This is a genomic window from Mycoplana rhizolycopersici (assembly GCF_013378445.1).
Classification (GTDB): Bacteria; Pseudomonadota; Alphaproteobacteria; order Rhizobiales; family Rhizobiaceae; genus Mycoplana; species Mycoplana rhizolycopersici.
The window spans coordinates 235,229-251,446 of sequence record NZ_JABXYK010000007.1; the positions used below are offsets into that span (position 1 = coordinate 235,229).

The 16,218-nt window shown below is 65.6% G+C and carries 15 protein-coding genes; 5 read left to right on the plus strand and 10 right to left on the minus strand.

Annotated features, from left to right (window positions below):
* Nucleotides 1–12 precede the first annotated feature (12 nt).
* From HV823_RS13685 to HV823_RS13695, 3 genes are all read left to right on the plus strand, one after another.
* Nucleotides 13–555, plus strand: coding sequence for a BA14K family protein (locus tag HV823_RS13685; RefSeq protein ID WP_246301344.1), 543 nt, complete (start codon nucleotides 13–15; stop codon nucleotides 553–555).
* A gap of 218 nt (nucleotides 556–773) precedes the next feature.
* Nucleotides 774–2,555 carry an acyl-CoA dehydrogenase gene (locus tag HV823_RS13690; RefSeq protein WP_176950271.1) on the plus strand — a complete coding sequence of 594 codons (1,782 nt, stop codon included), beginning with the start codon at nucleotides 774–776 and terminating at the stop codon, nucleotides 2,553–2,555.
* A 108-nt stretch (nucleotides 2,556–2,663) separates the two neighbouring features.
* Nucleotides 2,664–3,413, plus strand: a complete 750-nt coding sequence (locus HV823_RS13695) for a crotonase/enoyl-CoA hydratase family protein (RefSeq protein WP_176950272.1) — start codon at nucleotides 2,664–2,666, stop codon at nucleotides 3,411–3,413.
* Nucleotides 3,414–3,431: 18 nt separating this feature from the next.
* Here the strand turns inward: HV823_RS13695 and HV823_RS13700 are convergent, their stop codons facing one another.
* Both HV823_RS13700 and HV823_RS13705 read right to left on the minus strand, forming a co-directional pair.
* Complete coding sequence (locus HV823_RS13700; RefSeq protein ID WP_176950273.1) at nucleotides 3,432–4,682, minus strand: class I SAM-dependent RNA methyltransferase; 1,251 nt, start codon at nucleotides 4,680–4,682, stop codon at nucleotides 3,432–3,434.
* A complete protein-coding gene (locus tag HV823_RS13705) occupies nucleotides 4,679–5,434 on the minus strand; it encodes a TlyA family RNA methyltransferase (RefSeq protein WP_176950274.1) in 756 nt (251 codons plus the stop codon). Before HV823_RS13705 ends, HV823_RS13700 begins: the two co-directional genes overlap by 4 nt.
* A 273-nt stretch (nucleotides 5,435–5,707) precedes the next feature.
* Here HV823_RS13705 and HV823_RS13710 point away from each other — a divergent pair, with 273 nt between their 5' ends.
* The gene (locus tag HV823_RS13710; protein WP_176950275.1) at nucleotides 5,708–7,543 is read left to right on the plus strand and encodes a methyl-accepting chemotaxis protein; all 1,836 of its coding nucleotides are present in this window, start codon (nucleotides 5,708–5,710) and stop codon (nucleotides 7,541–7,543) included.
* 145 nt (nucleotides 7,544–7,688) lie between these two features.
* Here the strand turns inward: HV823_RS13710 and dxs are convergent, their stop codons facing one another.
* The 8 genes from dxs to HV823_RS13750 form a co-directional block, all read right to left on the minus strand.
* Entirely contained in the window at nucleotides 7,689–9,647 is a 1,959-nt protein-coding gene (dxs, locus tag HV823_RS13715; RefSeq protein ID WP_176950276.1) for a 1-deoxy-D-xylulose-5-phosphate synthase, read from the minus strand.
* A 183-nt stretch (nucleotides 9,648–9,830) separates the two neighbouring features.
* On the minus strand, nucleotides 9,831–10,754 hold the full coding sequence (locus HV823_RS13720; RefSeq protein ID WP_176950277.1) for a pirin family protein: 924 nt from the start codon (nucleotides 10,752–10,754) through the stop codon (nucleotides 9,831–9,833).
* 91 nt (nucleotides 10,755–10,845) lie between these two features.
* Nucleotides 10,846–11,238 (minus strand): winged helix-turn-helix transcriptional regulator, encoded by a 393-nt coding sequence (locus HV823_RS13725; RefSeq protein WP_176950278.1) that lies wholly within the window; start codon nucleotides 11,236–11,238, stop codon nucleotides 10,846–10,848.
* Nucleotides 11,239–11,701: 463 nt separating this feature from the next.
* The gene (locus tag HV823_RS13730) at nucleotides 11,702–11,956 is read right to left on the minus strand and encodes an exodeoxyribonuclease VII small subunit (RefSeq protein ID WP_176950279.1); all 255 of its coding nucleotides are present in this window, start codon (nucleotides 11,954–11,956) and stop codon (nucleotides 11,702–11,704) included.
* 2 nt (nucleotides 11,957–11,958) lie between these two features.
* Nucleotides 11,959–12,885 (minus strand): histone deacetylase family protein, encoded by a 927-nt coding sequence (locus HV823_RS13735; protein ID WP_176950280.1) that lies wholly within the window; start codon nucleotides 12,883–12,885, stop codon nucleotides 11,959–11,961.
* A gap of 131 nt (nucleotides 12,886–13,016) precedes the next feature.
* Nucleotides 13,017–13,580 carry a biotin transporter BioY gene (locus tag HV823_RS13740; protein ID WP_176950281.1) on the minus strand — a complete coding sequence of 188 codons (564 nt, stop codon included), beginning with the start codon at nucleotides 13,578–13,580 and terminating at the stop codon, nucleotides 13,017–13,019.
* Nucleotides 13,581–13,637: 57 nt separating this feature from the next.
* Nucleotides 13,638–14,243: an energy-coupling factor transporter transmembrane component T family protein gene (locus tag HV823_RS13745; protein ID WP_176950282.1), complete on the minus strand. Its 606-nt coding sequence runs from the start codon at nucleotides 14,241–14,243 to the stop codon at nucleotides 13,638–13,640.
* The gene (locus HV823_RS13750) at nucleotides 14,237–14,917 is read right to left on the minus strand and encodes an energy-coupling factor ABC transporter ATP-binding protein (protein WP_176950283.1); all 681 of its coding nucleotides are present in this window, start codon (nucleotides 14,915–14,917) and stop codon (nucleotides 14,237–14,239) included. The genes HV823_RS13745 and HV823_RS13750 overlap by 7 nt, the downstream gene beginning before the upstream one ends.
* 100 nt (nucleotides 14,918–15,017) lie before the next feature.
* On the opposite strand from HV823_RS13750, the gene HV823_RS13755 reads away from it, so the two are divergent.
* Nucleotides 15,018–16,211 carry a winged helix-turn-helix domain-containing protein gene (locus tag HV823_RS13755; protein ID WP_176950284.1) on the plus strand — a complete coding sequence of 398 codons (1,194 nt, stop codon included), beginning with the start codon at nucleotides 15,018–15,020 and terminating at the stop codon, nucleotides 16,209–16,211.
* The last annotated feature ends 7 nt before the right edge of the window (nucleotides 16,212–16,218 follow it).

Consider the following 16,218-nt stretch of genomic DNA (forward strand, 5'->3'; position numbering starts at 1 on the left):
AGAACGCCCTCCATGTTCGGTACCCGATCCATTGCCATCGCGCTGTCAGCATTGTTCACGTTCAGCCCGCTCGTGCCCGCCCAAGGCTTTGCCATGCCGAAGATGCTCGTCCAGCCCGTACAGGCGGGAAATTCGCATGTCGATCTCGTGCGTTGCGAAGGACCGCGTTGCCGCGACGGGCGTCGCCACGAATCGCGCCGGCACGATCGCAACCGGCATCACTCAGGCCGGCACGACAGGGATCGGCGGGACTGGCGGCATCACCGCGAGGTCCGTCGCAACTATGACCGTGGCTACCGCCGCGGCTACCACAACGGCCATCGCGGCTATCGCTATGCGCGTCCCGGCTACCGCTACTACGACGGCTACTGGTTCCCGCTGGCCGCCTTTGCGACCGGTGCCATCATCGGCGGCGCCATTGCAACGCCTGCTCCTGTCTATTCCGGCAATGCGCATACCCAGTGGTGCTACAATCGCTATCGCTCCTATCGCGCATACGACAACACCTACCAGCCCTATAGCGGTCCGCGCCGCCAGTGCATCTCGCCGTACTGAGCCGGCATCCCGTCCTGATTGAGGTTTGACTCTAGAGAGGCGCCTCGACCCGCAACGGTCGAGGCGCTTTGTCGTCGGGCGGGGCGCATTGCCGTGAAAGCCTAGCTTGATGATTGACGTTTACGTAAAAATAAATAAGTTCGCAGCGCGTTGCATCGGCACGCGCCATCGCCCATCCTGATCGGCGCGGCTGCATGGCAGGGATCGAGGAGGAACACATGTACAAGGCTCCGGTCGAGGAGATCGCTTTCACGCTTCGCCATGTGGCGGGTCTTGGTGCCGGTTTGGCGGAGGGCCGATTCGGCGACCTCTCTGACGACCTCGTCGATGCGATCCTGAGCGAAGCCGGCCGTTTTGCGAGCGACGAGATCGCGCCGCTGGCCGAGATCGGTGACCGGCAGGGCGCAACGCTGAAGGATGCCGCGGTGACGACGCCGCCGGGCTGGCCGGCGCTCTACCGCGCCTGGGCGGAAGGCGGCTGGAATTCGCTGACCGCAGCGCCGAAGTTCGGCGGGCAGGGGCTGCCGCACATGCTGCATGTCGCGACCATGGAGATGTGGAACAGCGGTTCCATGGCCTTTGCGATCGGCCCGACGTTGACGATCGGCGCGGTCGAGGCGCTGAGCGCCCACGGCTCCGCTCACCTGAAGGACGTCTACCTGCCGAAGATGGTGTCCGGCGAATGGATGGGCTCGATGAACCTCACCGAGCCGCATGCCGGCTCCGATCTGGGTGTCATGAAGACGCGCGCGGAACGCCGCGACGACGGCACCTACCGCATCTTCGGCCAGAAGATCTTCATCACCTACGGCGAGCACGATTTCACCGACAACATCGTCCACCTCGTCCTGGCGCGCCTGCCGGATGCACCGCCCGGCACGCGCGGCATCTCGCTGTTCCTGGTTCCGAAATTCCTCGTCGAGGCAGACGGATTGCCCGGTGCCCGCAACGACGTCTTCTGTCACTCGCTGGAGCACAAGCTCGGCATTCACGGCTCTCCCACCTGCACGATGATCTATGGCGACGGCAGGTTCGGCAAGGAGCCGGGCGCGGTCGGCTGGCTGATCGGCGAGGAGAACAAGGGGCTCGCCTGCATGTTCACCATGATGAACAATGCCCGCCTGGCCGTCGGCATGCAGGGTGTGGCAATCGCCGAAGCCGCGACGCAGAAGGCGCTTGCCTATGCAAGGCAACGCACGCAGGGCAGGGCACCGGGCTGGCAGGGATCGGGCATGAGCCCGATCGTCGAGCATCCCGACGTCGCCCGCATGCTGCTGACCATGAAGGCGCTCACCCAAGGCGCACGCGCCATCACCTATGCCTGCGCCCATGCCGTGGACATGTCGCATGCGACTGAGGGCGAGGAGGCCCGCCATTGGGCGGAGCGTGCCAGCCTGCTGACTCCGGTCGCCAAGAGCTTCGCCACCGACGTCGGCGTGGATGTCGCCTCCCTCGGCGTGCAAGTCCATGGCGGCATGGGCTTCATCGAGGAGACGGGGGCGGCGCGCCTTTACCGCGACGCGCGCATCGCCCCGATCTACGAGGGCACCAACGGCATCCAGGCGATCGACCTGGTCACGCGAAAGCTGCCGCTGTCAGGTGGCGATCAGATTGCCGGTCTCATCGCCGAATTGCGCGGGATCGCCGGTTCGGTCGGCGCCTCGAACGACACGGCCTTTGGCGAGACCGCGGCGCGTCTGGCCGCCACGCTGGACGACCTGCAGGCCGCAACGGACTGGCTCGAAAGAGCGCTTGCGGAAGGCCGGCAGGCGGATGCGCTCGCCGGCGCCACGCCCTATCAGCGGCTCTTCGGCCTTGCGCTGACCGGCGCCTACCTCGCCAGGGGGGCGCTGGCGGAAGCAGGCGACGGCCGCGGGCGCGAGCGGATCGCGCTCTGCCGTTTCGCAGCCGAGAACATCATCGCTGAAACCGCCGCCCTCAAGGACCGTGTCGTAAGCGGCGCCGCGAGCCTGTTGGCGGCGCAAACGCTGCTCGAATAGCGCCCCGTTTGCACGGACGGATGTGACCCGCGGCGGAGCGAGGGCTGCCGCCGACGAACCGGAACAAACGGACGGGCATGCATGCTGCCCTGGGAGGAAAGGAACAAAATGAGCGAGCATATCCTCGTCGAACGTCCGCAAGCCGCGCCCGGCGTGCAGGTGATCCGGCTGAACAGGCCGGAGAAGAAGAACGCCATCACGCGCGACATGTACCGGACGATGACGGATGCCCTGCGCGCCGGCGATGTCGATCCGGCCGTGCGTGCCACGCTTCTGCTCGGCAGCGAGGGCTGCTTCTCCGCCGGCAACGACATGGCCGACTTCCTCGCCTTCGCCATGGGGGGAACGATGGGGCGGGAGGTGGTGGACTTCCTGCATGCGCTGACGGCGCACAACAAGCCGCTTGTTTCCGGGGTCGACGGGATTGCGATCGGCATCGGCACGACCATCCACATGCATTGCGACATGACGGTTGTTTCGCCTGCCTCGATCTTCAAGGCGCCGTTCGTCGATCTGGCTCTGGTTCCGGAAGCAGCTTCCAGCCTGATCGCGCCGCGGCTGATGGGGCATCAGCGCGCCTTTGCCCTGCTCGTTGCGGGCGAGGGCTTCTCCGCCGAACAGGCAAGGGAAGCCGGCCTGATCTGGAAGGTGAGCGAGGCGGTCGAGGCCGACGCGATGGAACTTGCGAGCCGGCTGGCAAGCAAGCCGCCGGAGGCATTGCGCACGTCGCGCGAGCTGCTGCGCGGCAACCGCGAGGATATCGCCGGGCGCATCGACGAGGAGGCGCACCATTTTGCCGTGCGCCTGCGCAGCGCCGAGGCCCGCGCCGCTTTCGAGGCCTTCATGGCGAAGAAATAGCGCGCTGTCTGCGGCGGGTCATTTCTCCAGCGTCGCCACCGCCTCGACATGGGGCGACCAGAGAAACTGGTCGACCGGCGTGACGGCCGTGATCCGGTAGCCGCCGGCAACGAGGATTGCGAGATCGCGGGCGAGCGTCACCGGATTGCAGGAGACGGCGGCGATCTTCTTCACGCCCGAGCGGGCCAGTTCGCGACACTGATCCTCGGCGCCGGCCCGCGGCGGATCGAACACGACCGCATCGAAAGCCTTCAGTTCCGAGGTCATCAGCGGCCGGCGAAACAGGTCGCGCTTTTCCACCGTGACGGGTTTCAGTCCCTGTGCATGACGCGCCGCATGGTCGAGCGCCGTCAGCGCCCTGTCGTCGCCTTCGACGGCGTGGACGCGCGCGGTGCGCGCCATCCGGAGCGCGAAGGTGCCGGAGCCGGAAAAGAGGTCGGCCACGCGCTTGGCCTTGCCGACATGTGCGAGCACGAGGGCTGCCATGGCATCCTCGGCTTCCTTCGTCGCCTGGGTAAACCCGCCGGGGGGCGGGCCCACGAGCACGCCGCCGAAATCGAGCTGCGGCCTCTGCGGCTCGATCAGCACTTCTGCGTCGCTGGAGACGCGGGCGATGCCGCGCAGCGCCAGCACGCGTTCCGTCACCGCGCGCCGCTGCTTGTCTCCCACCTTGCGAACGCCCTCGAAGGCGATGTCCAGCCCGGACAGCGTCTCCAGAACGGTCAGCCGAAACCCCTGGCTGTCCGTCGCGATGGCGGCGGCCAGCATACGCAGCACATCCAGCCGCGAGACGATGCCGGGGCTTGCGACGGGACATTGGTCGATGTCGACGATGTGATGGCTGCCGGCCTGGTTGAAACCGAGGAGCATGCCCTTCTCGGTCTTGCGCGCGGTGAATACCACGCGCCGCCGCTGGCCGGGCGCGCAGGGGATGAGGGGGGCCACGGTTGCAGACAGGCCCTTCGCCTTCAGCGCATCTGCGACGATGCTGCGCTTGAAGGCGTGGTAGAGCGTGTCTGAGGCATGCTGGAGCGAGCAGCCGCCGCAGGTGCCGTTCTTGCCCTCCGGCCCGAAATGGTGGCAGGCGGGCGCTATTCTGTCCGCCGAGGCGACCGAGGTGGAGATCACCGTTCCGTGGTTTTTCACCCGGGCGATCGCCACCGTCTCGCCGGGCAGCGTGAAGGGCACGTAGATGGGGCCGTCCGGCCCGGCGGCGATGCCATCCCCGCCGCTGCCAAGCCTGCCGATCGTCACCGTTTCCGTGCTCATGTTTTCAATCCTGCGAGAAGAAATTCCTGGTTGCCGTCGCCGCCGGCAATGGGCGAAGGGATGATGCCGAGGCTTTCCCAGCCCATGTCTTCGCTCAGCCAGCGCTCCAATTCGGCCGCGATGCCCGGTCCTGACGAGGCGTCCCGGAGAAGCCCGCCCTTGCCGATCGCATCGCGTCCGGCCTCGAACTGCGGCTTGACCAGAAGCACGCAGAAGGCGCCGGGGCGGGCCAGCGTCAGCGCCGGCGGCAAGGCCAGCTTCAGCGAGATGAAGGAGACGTCGGAGACGACGCCATCGATCGTGCGTCCGCCAAGATCGTCGGCGCTCAGGCTGCGGGCATTGAGGCCTTCGAGACTGGTGACGCGCGGATCGTCGGCCAGCCTCGGATGCAACTGGCCGTGGCCGACATCGACGGCGACGACGTGGGAAGCGCCGCGCGAAAGCAGGACCTGCGTGAAGCCCCCGGTCGAGGCGCCGATGTCCAGGCAGGCTTTTCCGGCGGGATCCAAGCCGAAATGATCGAGAGCTGCGACGAGTTTCAGTGCCGCGCGCGAGACGTAGGCGCGCGCGGGGTCGTCGAGCCCGATCTCCGCGCCGGCGCCCACCACCGTTCCGGCCTTGGTCACCGTCCGCCCATCCACCGTCACCGTGCCGCGCGCGATCGCGTCGCGTGCACGCGAGCGGCTTTCGAAAAGGCCGCGCGTGACCAGCAACTGGTCGAGGCGCTGTGACGATGGGCTCTGGTCTGACATGGCCTCTCATGGCGCGTCGCCGCGTCCATGGCAAGGCGCTTTCCGCGGAAACCCATGGTGCGGCGCTCGCGGCAACGCATTTGCGGGAGTCGATAATTCATAAAGTCTTTATGTAAAATTCTTACAAATGCAGCGATTTTCGAGGCTGGCGATGTCTTCCGTGCGCAATGACATGCGCCTACGCCACACCTCCCGATCATGTCCCCGCATAATGACGCCGCTCGCAGCCGCATCCTCCCATGTGCCCGCGCGACCGGCCCGCAGGAGTTTGCAATGTTGTCCAGGAGCACTTCGCTGAGCGCAAAGCTCAGCGTCACGTTCGCGGGGTTGATCCTCGTCTTTCTCGCCGTATCCGGCATAGTCTATGCCAAGGCGCGCACGTCGCAGCTTGCCTCCGAAAGCCAGCTGCGCGCCGAACGGCTCGTAAACGTCATCGATGCCGCCTTGCAGGCGATGCTGGAGCAGGCGGTCAACCAGCGCGGCTTCCTGCTCTTCCGCAGCGACAGCACCTACGGCGATGTCTTCGCCAACCGCGAAAAGATGCTGAAGAACATCGAGGATGCAAAGCAGCTCGCCACCGACCAGCCGGAAATGCTGAAGTCGATCGAAGCGATGCAGGCCGCCGCCGACGTCTTCCACACGCAGCTGGCCCTGCCGCAGCTCGAGGCCCGCAAGACCACCGAGGCGCCGATCGCAGAGATCATCGAAATCGGACGCAACACGTCGAAGGGGCAGCTTGACGTCTTCCGCGCCGCCGCCGCCACCATCAAGGAGCAGGCGGGCGCATGGTCCAGGCAGCAGGTCGAAAATCAGGCCCGGGCCAACGCCGATCTGTCGCTCACGCTCATCGTCGGCATGCTCGCCGCGATCGCGATTGCCGTGCTGCTCGCCTGGCTGCTGTCGCGGGCGATTGTCCGGCCGATCGTCGGCATGACGGCGGCGATGGACAAGCTTGCGGGCGGAGACAACGATGTCGCAGTGCCCGCGCTCGACCGGAAGGACGAAGTGGGGCGCATGGCCAATGCGGTTCTCATCTTCAAGCAGGCTGCGGTGGAGAAACTGCGGCTTGCCGGTGAAACCGAGCGCATGCGCGGCGATGCCGAGCGCCAGCGCCTCGATGCCGACGCGCAGAAGAAGCAGGAAGCAGCCGAACTCGGTACCGCCGTCGAAGCGCTCGCCGCCGGGCTTGCCGGCCTTGCCGATGGCGATGTCGGCTATCGTATCCACACCCCGTTCGCCGCGCATCTCGACCGCCTGCGGCTGGATTTCAACACCTCGCTCGACAAGTTGCGCGGCGCGCTTCGCTCGGTCGGCAGCAATGCGGCGGCGATCCATGCCGGCGCTTCCGAGATCCTTTCGGCGGCCGATGACCTGGCGCGGCGCACCGAACAGCAGGCTGCTTCCGTAGAGGAGACCGCCGCAGCGCTCGAGGAAGTGACCTCGACCGTCCGCGATTCCGCCAAGGGCGCGGAAGAGGCAGGCCGCCTCGTCGAGCATACCCGCAAAGGCGCTGAGCGCTCCGGCGAGATCGTCCGCAACGCGGTTTCCGCGATGCACGCGATCGAGCGCTCGTCCGGAGAGATCTCCAACATCATCGGCGTCATCGAGGACATCGCTTTCCAGACGAACCTGCTGGCGCTCAATGCCGGAGTGGAAGCCGCACGGGCGGGCGAGGCCGGCAAGGGCTTTGCCGTCGTCGCCCAGGAGGTGCGCGAACTCGCGCAACGCTCCGGCAACGCCGCAAAGGAGATCAAGGCGCTGATCACCACGTCCGGTCAGCAGGTCCATTCCGGCGTTGAACTGGTCGAGGAGACCGGCAGGGCGCTGGAGGCGATCGTCGGCGAGGTGCAGGAAATCAATCGTCACGTCGCGGCCATCGTCGTCGCCACGCGCGAGCAGGCAACCGGCCTGCACGAGATCAACACCGCCGTGAATACCATGGACCAGGGCACGCAGCAGAACGCCGCGATGGTGGAGCAGCAGACCGCTGCAAGCCACAGCCTGGCGCAGGAAGCCGCCGCGCTGAACGCCCTGTTGACGCAGTTCAAGCTCGGCAACTCGCGCGACGATGCCCCAGAAGCCCGCCCCGCCCAGAGGCGCGCTGCCTGATCCTGGCGCCGCGCGCTGGTGACGGCGCGCGGCGTTCGAACACATGCGCCAAGGGCGCGATCGCGCTGCTGTGCGAAGTCCTCGTGGTCGCTGAAATCCACCTATTGGTGGCGGACGACCTTTCCCGCAGGCTTGGAAGTCCGGATCAGCCGGCTGCGCCGACGCCGAGATCCTTCTGGCCGAGCGCCTTGAAGACGGCGGAAATGATGCCGGCGCGGTCGAGGCCCGACTTGGCATACATCGCCTCGGGCTTGGCCTGCTCCATCCAGACGTCAGGCAGGATCAGCGGCCGCACCTTGAGCCCGGTTTCCAGCAGGCCCTCATGGGCGAGGAACTGCAGGACATGGCTGGCGAAGCCGCCGACGGCGCCCTCTTCGATCGTGATCAGCACCTCATGGTGGCGGGCAAGCTGGCGGATCAGGTCATGGTCGAGCGGCTTTGCGAAGCGGGCATCGGCCACTGTGGTCGAAAGTCCGGCCGCATCGAGATCCTCGGCGGCAAGCAGACATTCCGAAAGTCGCGTGCCGAACGAGAGGAGTGCCACCTTCGAGCCCTGCTTGACCACGCGTCCCTTGCCGATCGCAAGGACTTCGCCGCGTACCGGCAGGTCGACGCCGACGCCTTCGCCGCGCGGAAAGCGGAACGAGATCGGGCCTTCGTCATAGGCTGCGGCGGTCCGCACCATGTGCTTCAACTCAGCCTCGTCGGCGGCCGCCATGACGACGAAGCCGGGCAGTGAGGCGAGATAGGTCGTGTCGAACGCGCCGGCATGGGTTGGCCCGTCCGCGCCCACGAAACCCGCCCGGTCGATCGGAAAGCGCACCGGCAGGCCCTGGATGGCGACGTCGTGCACCACCTGGTCGTAGGCGCGTTGCAGGAATGTCGAGTAGAGCGCGGCAAACGGCTTGTAGCCTTCGGCGGCAAGGCCTGCGGCAAACGTCACGGCGTGCTGCTCGGCAATGCCGACGTCGAACAGACGGCTCGGATAGATCCCGCCGAACTTGTCGAGGCCGGTGCCGTTCGGCATCGCGGCGGTAATGCCGATTATCTTGTCGTCGTGGGCGGCTTCCTCGATCAGCGCGTCGGCAAAGACGGCGGTATAGGAGGGCGCGTTCGGCTTCACCTTCGCCTGGGCGCCGGTGATGACGTCGAATTTGTTGACGCCGTGATACTTGTCGGCGGCGGCTTCTGCCGGCGGATAGCCCTTGCCCTTCTGCGTGACCACGTGGATCAGGACGGGGCCCTTGGCGTTCTCGCGCACGTTGCGCAGAACTGGCAGCAGGTGGTCGAACGAATGGCCGTCGATCGGGCCGATATGGTAGAAGCCCATTTCCTCGAACAGCGTGCCGCCGGTGACGTAGCCACGCGCATGCTCGACGGCGCGGGTGATCGCCCGGTCGACCGTCTTGCCGAGATAGGCCGTCATCTTCTTGCCGAGTTCGCGGAAGCCCATGTAGGTGCGGCCCGAGGCGAGCCGGGCCAGATAGGCGCTCATCGCGCCCGTCGGCGGGGCGATCGACATGTCGTTGTCGTTGAGGATCACGATCAGGCGCGCGTCGAGCGCTCCTGCATTGTTCAGCGCCTCGTAGGCCATGCCGGCCGACATCGCCCCATCGCCGATCACCGCGATCACGTTGCGCTGCGTACCCGAAAGCTCGGAGGCGACCGCCATGCCGAGGCCGGCGGAGATCGAGGTCGAGGAATGGGCGGCGCCGAAGGGATCGTATTCGCTTTCGGCGCGCCGCGTGAAGCCGGACAGGCCATCTTCCTGCCTGAGCGTGCGGATGCGGTCGCGCCGCCCGGTCAGGATCTTGTGCGGGTAGCATTGATGCCCGACGTCGAAGATCAGGCGATCATGCGGCGTATTGAAGACCTTGTGAATGGCAATCGTCAGTTCCACGACGCCGAGACCGGCACCCAGGTGGCCGCCGGTCACCGAGACGGCGTCGACCATCTCGCTGCGGAGCTCGGCTGCGAGCTGCGGCAGGTCGCTGTCGTCCACCTTCTTCAGATCCGCCGGGATGTTGACCTGGTCGAGCAGGGGTGTGGCTGGCAATTGTCTCACTCTTGATGCGCTGTTTGCGGATAGGCGGCTGGGCCTCATTCGGGCGCAGCCGAAATCCTCTCATTTTCTGTCATTGCCGAATGCGGCGCTGTTTGCAACCTTTACGCCGGAATAGTTCGCCATTCTGGTCAAGGAAACGTGGCAAGCGTCGCATTCGGTGCTTCCTGACGTGACAAGTAGGCATTGTCGGGGCAAAGAACCATCCCCTGACTTGTCCCAGGCTCAGTTTTCCGGCAGCGGAATGAATTCCTCCTCGTCGCCGGGAACGATGTCGAAGCGGCCCGTGCGCCACTCTTCCTTCGCCTGTTCGATCCGTTCCTTCGACGACGACACGAAGTTCCACCAGATATAGCGCTTCGAGCCCAGTGCGGCCCCGCCGAACAGGGCGACGTGACAGCCTTCGGCGCCGGCCTTGAGCGTTATCGCGTCCCCGGGACGGAAGACCAGCAGCCGGTCGGGGCCGAAGAGATCGCCGGCAACGTCGAGTTCGCCGGATAGAACGTAGACAGCGCGCTCTTCCCAGTCGGCAGCAAGCGGAGCGCTCGCGCCGGGGCTCAGCGTCAGGTCGGTGTAGAGCGTGTCGGTCGGCACCTTGACCGGCGAGCGGTGGCCCTCGTAGTGGCCTATGATCACGCGGCCGCTGATGCCGTTTGCTTCGAAGACGGGAAGCTTGTCCCGCGTCGCATGGATGAAGGCGGGGTCGACCTCCTCCTGACCGTCGGGCAGGGCGAGCCAGGTCTGCAGGCCGGAAAGGCCGTGCGGATGCCCGCGCACGTTCTCGGGCGAACGTTCGGAGTGGACGATGCCGCGCCCGGCCGTCATCAGGTTGAGGTCGCCGGGACGGATCACCATTTCCGTTCCCAGGCTGTCGCGATGCTTGATCTCGCCGTCGAAGAGGTAGGTGACGGTTGAAAGGCCGATATGCGGGTGCGGGCGCACGTCGATCGCGTCACCGGCGCGAAACAGTGCCGGCCCCATGCGGTCGAAAAAGATGAACGGGCCGACAAGGCGGCGCTTGGCGGTGGGCAGCGCGCGCCGGACCTCGAAGCCGCCGAGGTCACTGGTGCGCGGAATGATGAGGTTTTCGAGCGCGCTGCAGGCGGCAGAATCGCCTGCAACGGGGTCCGGTCCGGGGAAAAAGCTCATGTCTCGCCTCCTGTCATCAGTTTTAGGCAGTGAACAGGAGGCCGTGCAGGCTTGCAAGGAATTTGCCGGCCAGCTGCTGTGAACGGACTGTTCAGGTCAGCGGGACGGGGACCGTCTGCTCGTCGAACGACCTCTGCGCCGCCTCGATCTCGGCACTGTTTTCCTGCACCCATTCGACGAGCTCGCACACCGGCTTCAGCAATTTGAAACCGAGCGGGGTCAGTGCATAGTCGACGCGCGGCGGGATGGTGGCAAACATCGTGCGCGTGACGAGCCCGTCACGTTCCAGATAGCGCAGCGTCAGGGTCAGCATGCGCTGGGAGATGCCGGTGACCTGCTTTTTCAGTTCGTTGAAACGCAGCGGCCCCGCGCGGAGCGCGCCGATGACCGAGAGCGACCACTTGTCGCCGACGCGGTCGAGGATTTCACGGCTGCCGCCGGTGACGGTCTGTCGGTATTCGGGAGTTTGGGAATGACTAAGCATCTTATGGCCTTGCTTTTTGACTTGGGCAATCTGAGGGGCTGGGCTTGTGGGCTGAACGCTCGAGCGCGTGTGTTGCCGGAACAAGGGTGGGAGAAATCCTGTACCGTCCGCTTTTTCCGCTCGTCGTTCCATGAGCCGCTTGCCACCTGCTATCGCCATTGTGTCGCGCCGTGGGAGGAGCAGCGCGAATATATGAAAGCCCCATTTATTGAGGTAGCTCCATATATGGGGGCTACTTGATATGATCCGGTGAAAAAATCAACACCCTAGATATCATTTTGCAAACTTGGGCGAGCCCAAGGCCTTTCCTGACAATTCTGTGTGTCCCGGAGGCAGGGATCGCCAAGACACTGAAAACCCGGCTCCTGAGGCCGGGTCTCGCAAGTGTTGCGGGAGGCTTTCCGGCGAATGCCGGGAAGGTCACGAATGCGTGACCCTTTCGCTGAACGGCGGCTGTCGGCGGTCAGCCGTTGTCGAGCGGCTCGACGCCCTGCGGGGTGCCCGCGCGGTCCAGCCTGATCTTCTCGATTCGATTTTCGGCGGCGCCCAGCAGCTTCTCGCAGTGCTTCTTCAGCGCTTCGCCCCGCTCGTAGATCTCGATCGACTTGTCGAGGGCGACGTCGCCACGCTCCAGCGCGGCCACGATCTTCTCCAGTTCCTCAACGGCCTGTTCGAAGGAAAGGGCGGAAACGTCCGCGGCGGTCGTCGACGTGGTCATGATTATCCTCTCATCAGCCGGTGGATGTGCGTGGCGGCCGATTCGGCCAGCCCCTGCAGGTCGTAGCCGCCTTCCAGCAGACTGACCACCCGGTTCGACGCGGTGCGCTCCGCCAACTCCATCAGCTTTGCCGTGGCCCAGTCGAAATCATCGGCGACGAGGTGAAGCTGGGCGAGGGGGTCGCGGTGGTGGGCATCGAAGCCGGCCGAGATGATGATCAGGTCCGGACGGAAGTCTTTCACCCGCGGCAGCACCCGGCTCTTGAAGGCTTCGCGAAAATGATCGCTTCCGGTTTCCGGCGACAGCGGCGCGTTGACGATGTTGCCGGCGCCGGTCTCGTCCTTCGCGCCGGTGCCGGGATAGAGCGGCATCTGGTGCGTCGAGCAGAACAGCACGGACGGGTCGTCGAAGAAGATGTCCTGGGTGCCGTTGCCGTGATGGACGTCCCAGTCGACGATCGCGACACGTTCGACGCCGTGCGCCCGCTGCGCGTGCCGGGCGGCGATCGCCGCGTTGTTGAAGAAGCAGAAGCCCATGGCCTTCAGCTTCTCGGCATGATGACCCGGCGGGCGCGAGGCGACGAAGACGTTGTCAGCCTCGCCGGCAAAGACGGCGTCCACGGCAGCGATCGCGCCGCCGACGCCGGTCAGCGCCGCCTGCAGGCTGGCGGGACTGGCATAGGTGTCGGCCTCGAACTGGTTGATGCCTTCCTCGGGTATCTCGGCCATCACGCTGCGCAGATGGCTTTCGGGATGGGCAAGGAGAACGAAATCCTCGTTCGCCTTTTCGGCCTCGCGCCGGATGAGCGGCTGAAACCGCTCGTGCTCGAGCGCAAGGTTCAGCGCCCGCAGCCTGTCCGGCCGCTCGGGGTGGCCTTCGGGGGTCTTGTGCTCGAGGAAGATCGGGTTCTCGAAGAGGATCGTCGTCATGGTCCGACGCTACCTTCTGTCACGGGCAGGGTCCACGGGAAATGGGTTCCAAGGCCCTGTTTTTCAACAGCCGCCGGTCGTCACTCATATCTTCGCGCACAAGAGAGGCTGGTTGGCCGCCGCTCGCGAATTCAGGTCCTGACCGGCAGCAGCGGATATCCCGCCTGGACTGCGCGCGCCGCCAGCATCGCCACGAATGCCTTGATCAGGTCGCCGGGGATGAAGACGAGCGAAGCGATCGCGGTCTCGACAAATGCCTTGCCGCTCATGAAGGACAGCCAGGCGATGCCGAGCAGGTAGACGACGCCGATGCCGCCGACGACAGCTGCGAGGAAGAAGCTTGCGAACTGCATGAACTCCGTCTGGCTGTCGCGCACGAGCCGTTCGGCGATCAGACCGGTGACGAAGGCGCCGGCAACCCAGCCGACCAGATAGCCGGCGGTAGGCCCGGCAAAGACGGCGAGACCGCCGCGACCGCCCGACAGCACCGGCAGGCCGATCGCGACCAGAAGAACGACGAGGAGGCAGGCGGCCGCGCCGCGCTTGGCGCCGAGGATACATCCCGCCAGCATCACGCCCAGCGACTGCGCGGTGATCGGCACCGGTATGAAGCCGAAGGTGATCGGCGGCAGCATGCCGAGCACCACGATGATGGCTGCGAACAGTGCGACGAGGACGATGTCTCTGGTGCTCATGGAGGTGCCTGCTGCCTGTCTGGGTGTTGGGAATATCTAGGGTCAGGATTTGCTAGGTTATTGCCGCCGAAAGCCGCGGGCGTCAATCGCCATCGCGATCGTATCGGCGTCCTTCAGGGTGAGGATGACAAGCGGCACGAGCACGCTGAGCGGCCGCACGCGCAAACCGCGCGCCCGGTGCGCCTCGCGGATATCGCCGTAGCGCGCCAGTATCTCGGGTGCAAAGCGCAGCACGAGCCCGACGGCAAGGCTCACATCGGCAGCCCGCAGCAGCCCGAGCCGTTCCAGCGGGCGCAGCAGCACGGCGATTTCGTCCATGAAGGCCGAAACGGTGGTCGTCGCCGTCACCGCGGCTGCCAGGAGAACCAGCGTGCCGAGGCGGAAAAGGACGGCCAGCGCGTCGGAAAGCGAGTGGAAGAGATAGTTCGCCAACGCCACCAGAAGCACGGTGAAGAGCACGAAGCGGACACGCCGAAAGGCTTCGCGCAGTCCAATGCCGGTCGAGGCATAGAGCCCGGCGGCAATGATTGCAAAGGCGGCCAGAAGCCAGACGTTGGAGACGGCAAAGAGGCCGGCCGCCACCGCGAAAAGCGCGATCAGTTTCAGCCGTGCCGACGCCCGGTGCAAAAGCGTCGTGCCCTCGATGTCGAGCCCGGTCAGCATGCGGCGATCTCTCGGTAGCGGGAAATGGCGTCGTGGGGAGGGGCGTCGGCGGCAAGCCTGCCCTGATGAAACAGCAGCACGCGATCGAAGCCGTCCAGCAGAGCCAGGTCGTGCGTGATGACGATTGCCTGTTCGGGAAGGTCGGCGACGGTCTTCTCGATGAGGCGGCGGTTCTTCAGGTCCAGCTGGTTGGTCGGTTCGTCGAGGATCAGCACGTCCGGGCCTGTCACCATCACGCTTGCGATGGCGGCGAGCTGGGTTTCCCCGCCGGACAGTTCGTGGATGCGCCGCCGGGCGAGATGCGGGATGCCGAAACGTTCCAGCACCGCCTCGGTCCTGCCCGCGATCTCGGTGGCCGAAAGGCCGCGGTTTTTCAGCCCGAAGGCGATGTCTTCCGCCAGGACCGGCAGGATCATCTGGTGCTGCGGATTCTGGAAGATGAACCCGGCCCGGCCGCGCGCCGCCTCTTCGTCGGCGACCGTGTCCAGGCCGCCTACCGTGACGCGCCCGCTCGTCGGACGCACCAGCCCGTTGATCAGCCGCGCGAACGTCGTCTTGCCGGAGCCGTTCAGGCCGATGATGCCGATGCGCCGTTCAAAAAGCGTCAGGGAAAGCGGATGCAGCGCCGTTCGCCCGGCGAAACTGACCGACGCGTCGCTGAAAACGATCTCCAAAAGGGCACTCCCAACCGGTAAGGTGAGGCGGCTATAGCCGGTTCGCCCCTCAAAGGAAACCGGGTTGGAAGGCGTGGGAATATATGCCTATCATGCGCCCATGACGATTCTTCTCAAGAACGCGGATGCCCGGCGCATCTTCCTGGCAAAGCAGGGCCTCAGCGGGCCGCCCGGTCGCCTGCTCGGCAAGGGCGGCCTGTTGCAGCTGATCCACGACATAGGCTTCGTCCAGGTGGACAGCATCGCCACCGTCGAACGCGCGCACCACCAGATCCTTTTCTCGCGCAACCAGACCTACCGGCGCGAGCATCTTGCCGACCTTCTGGAGAAAGACGGCGAACTGTTCGAGAACTGGACGCATGACGCCTCGATCATTCCGAGCGTCTTCTATCCCTATTGGAAGCACAAGTTTCGCCGCGAGGACGCGGCAATCCTCGATCGCTGGCGCCGCTGGCAGGGCGAGGGGTTCGATTCCAGCTTCGAAGAAACCTACCGGCGGATCGCCGAAGGGGGGGCTGTGATGTCGCGCGAGCTGAAGGCGGCCGAGCATGAATCCGGTGGCTGGTGGAACTGGCATCCGAGCAAGACGGCGCTGGAATATCTCTGGCGCACCGGCAAGGTCGCGATCGCGCGGCGAGAGAATTTCCAGAAGGTCTACGATCTGGCCGAGAGGGTGCTCCCCGGCCGTCACCACGAGCCGGAGGTGGATCACGACGCCTTCGTCGACTGGGCCTGCCGCAGCGCGCTGCTGCGACTGGGATTTGCGACGCATGGCGAGATCGCCGCCTTCTGGGATCTCGTCTTGCCGGAAGAGGCCAAGGCATGGATCGATGCGCACAGGCCTGAATTGTGCGAAGTCCGCATCGAGCCGCTGGATGGCGGCCGGCCAAGGCCGTCCTTTGCCTTCACAGGCTTCGACGATCTGGCGCGGGAGGCACCGGAGGCACCGGCCCGCCTGCGGGTGCTGTCGCCGTTCGATCCGCTGATCCGGGACCGCAACCGGACGGAGCGGCTGTTCGGCTTCTTCTATCGCATCGAGGTCTTCGTGCCGGAGCCGAAGCGCCAGTACGGCTACTACGTCTTTCCGCTCTTGGAGGGCGACCGGCTGGTCGGGCGCATCGACATGAAGGCGGATCGCAAGGCCGGCGAGCTCGTCGTCCGCAGGCTCTGGCTGGAGCCGAAGGTCAAGGCGACGGCCGGCCGGCTGGAGAGGCTGGAGGCGGAACTGGCGCGCCTTTCCCGTTTCACAGGCGTCGAGCGCGTCCGTTATATGGACGGCTGGCTAGGCGACTGAAACCGGC

Coding starts and splice junctions, on each gene's coding strand:
- HV823_RS13685 (WP_246301344.1), top strand. CDS start 13: ATGTTCGGTACCCGATCCATTGCCATCGCGCTGTCAGCATTGTTCACG.
- HV823_RS13690 (WP_176950271.1), top strand. CDS start 774: ATGTACAAGGCTCCGGTCGAGGAGATCGCTTTCACGCTTCGCCATGTG.
- HV823_RS13695 (WP_176950272.1), top strand. CDS start 2,664: ATGAGCGAGCATATCCTCGTCGAACGTCCGCAAGCCGCGCCCGGCGTG.
- HV823_RS13700 (WP_176950273.1), bottom strand. CDS start 4,682: ATGAGCACGGAAACGGTGACGATCGGCAGGCTTGGCAGCGGCGGGGAT.
- HV823_RS13705 (WP_176950274.1), bottom strand. CDS start 5,434: ATGTCAGACCAGAGCCCATCGTCACAGCGCCTCGACCAGTTGCTGGTC.
- HV823_RS13710 (WP_176950275.1), top strand. CDS start 5,708: ATGTTGTCCAGGAGCACTTCGCTGAGCGCAAAGCTCAGCGTCACGTTC.
- dxs (WP_176950276.1), bottom strand. CDS start 9,647: ATGAGGCCCAGCCGCCTATCCGCAAACAGCGCATCAAGAGTGAGACAA.
- HV823_RS13720 (WP_176950277.1), bottom strand. CDS start 10,754: ATGAGCTTTTTCCCCGGACCGGACCCCGTTGCAGGCGATTCTGCCGCC.
- HV823_RS13725 (WP_176950278.1), bottom strand. CDS start 11,238: ATGCTTAGTCATTCCCAAACTCCCGAATACCGACAGACCGTCACCGGC.
- HV823_RS13730 (WP_176950279.1), bottom strand. CDS start 11,956: ATGACCACGTCGACGACCGCCGCGGACGTTTCCGCCCTTTCCTTCGAA.
- HV823_RS13735 (WP_176950280.1), bottom strand. CDS start 12,885: ATGACGACGATCCTCTTCGAGAACCCGATCTTCCTCGAGCACAAGACC.
- HV823_RS13740 (WP_176950281.1), bottom strand. CDS start 13,580: ATGAGCACCAGAGACATCGTCCTCGTCGCACTGTTCGCAGCCATCATC.
- HV823_RS13745 (WP_176950282.1), bottom strand. CDS start 14,243: ATGCTGACCGGGCTCGACATCGAGGGCACGACGCTTTTGCACCGGGCG.
- HV823_RS13755 (WP_176950284.1), top strand. CDS start 15,018: ATGACGATTCTTCTCAAGAACGCGGATGCCCGGCGCATCTTCCTGGCA.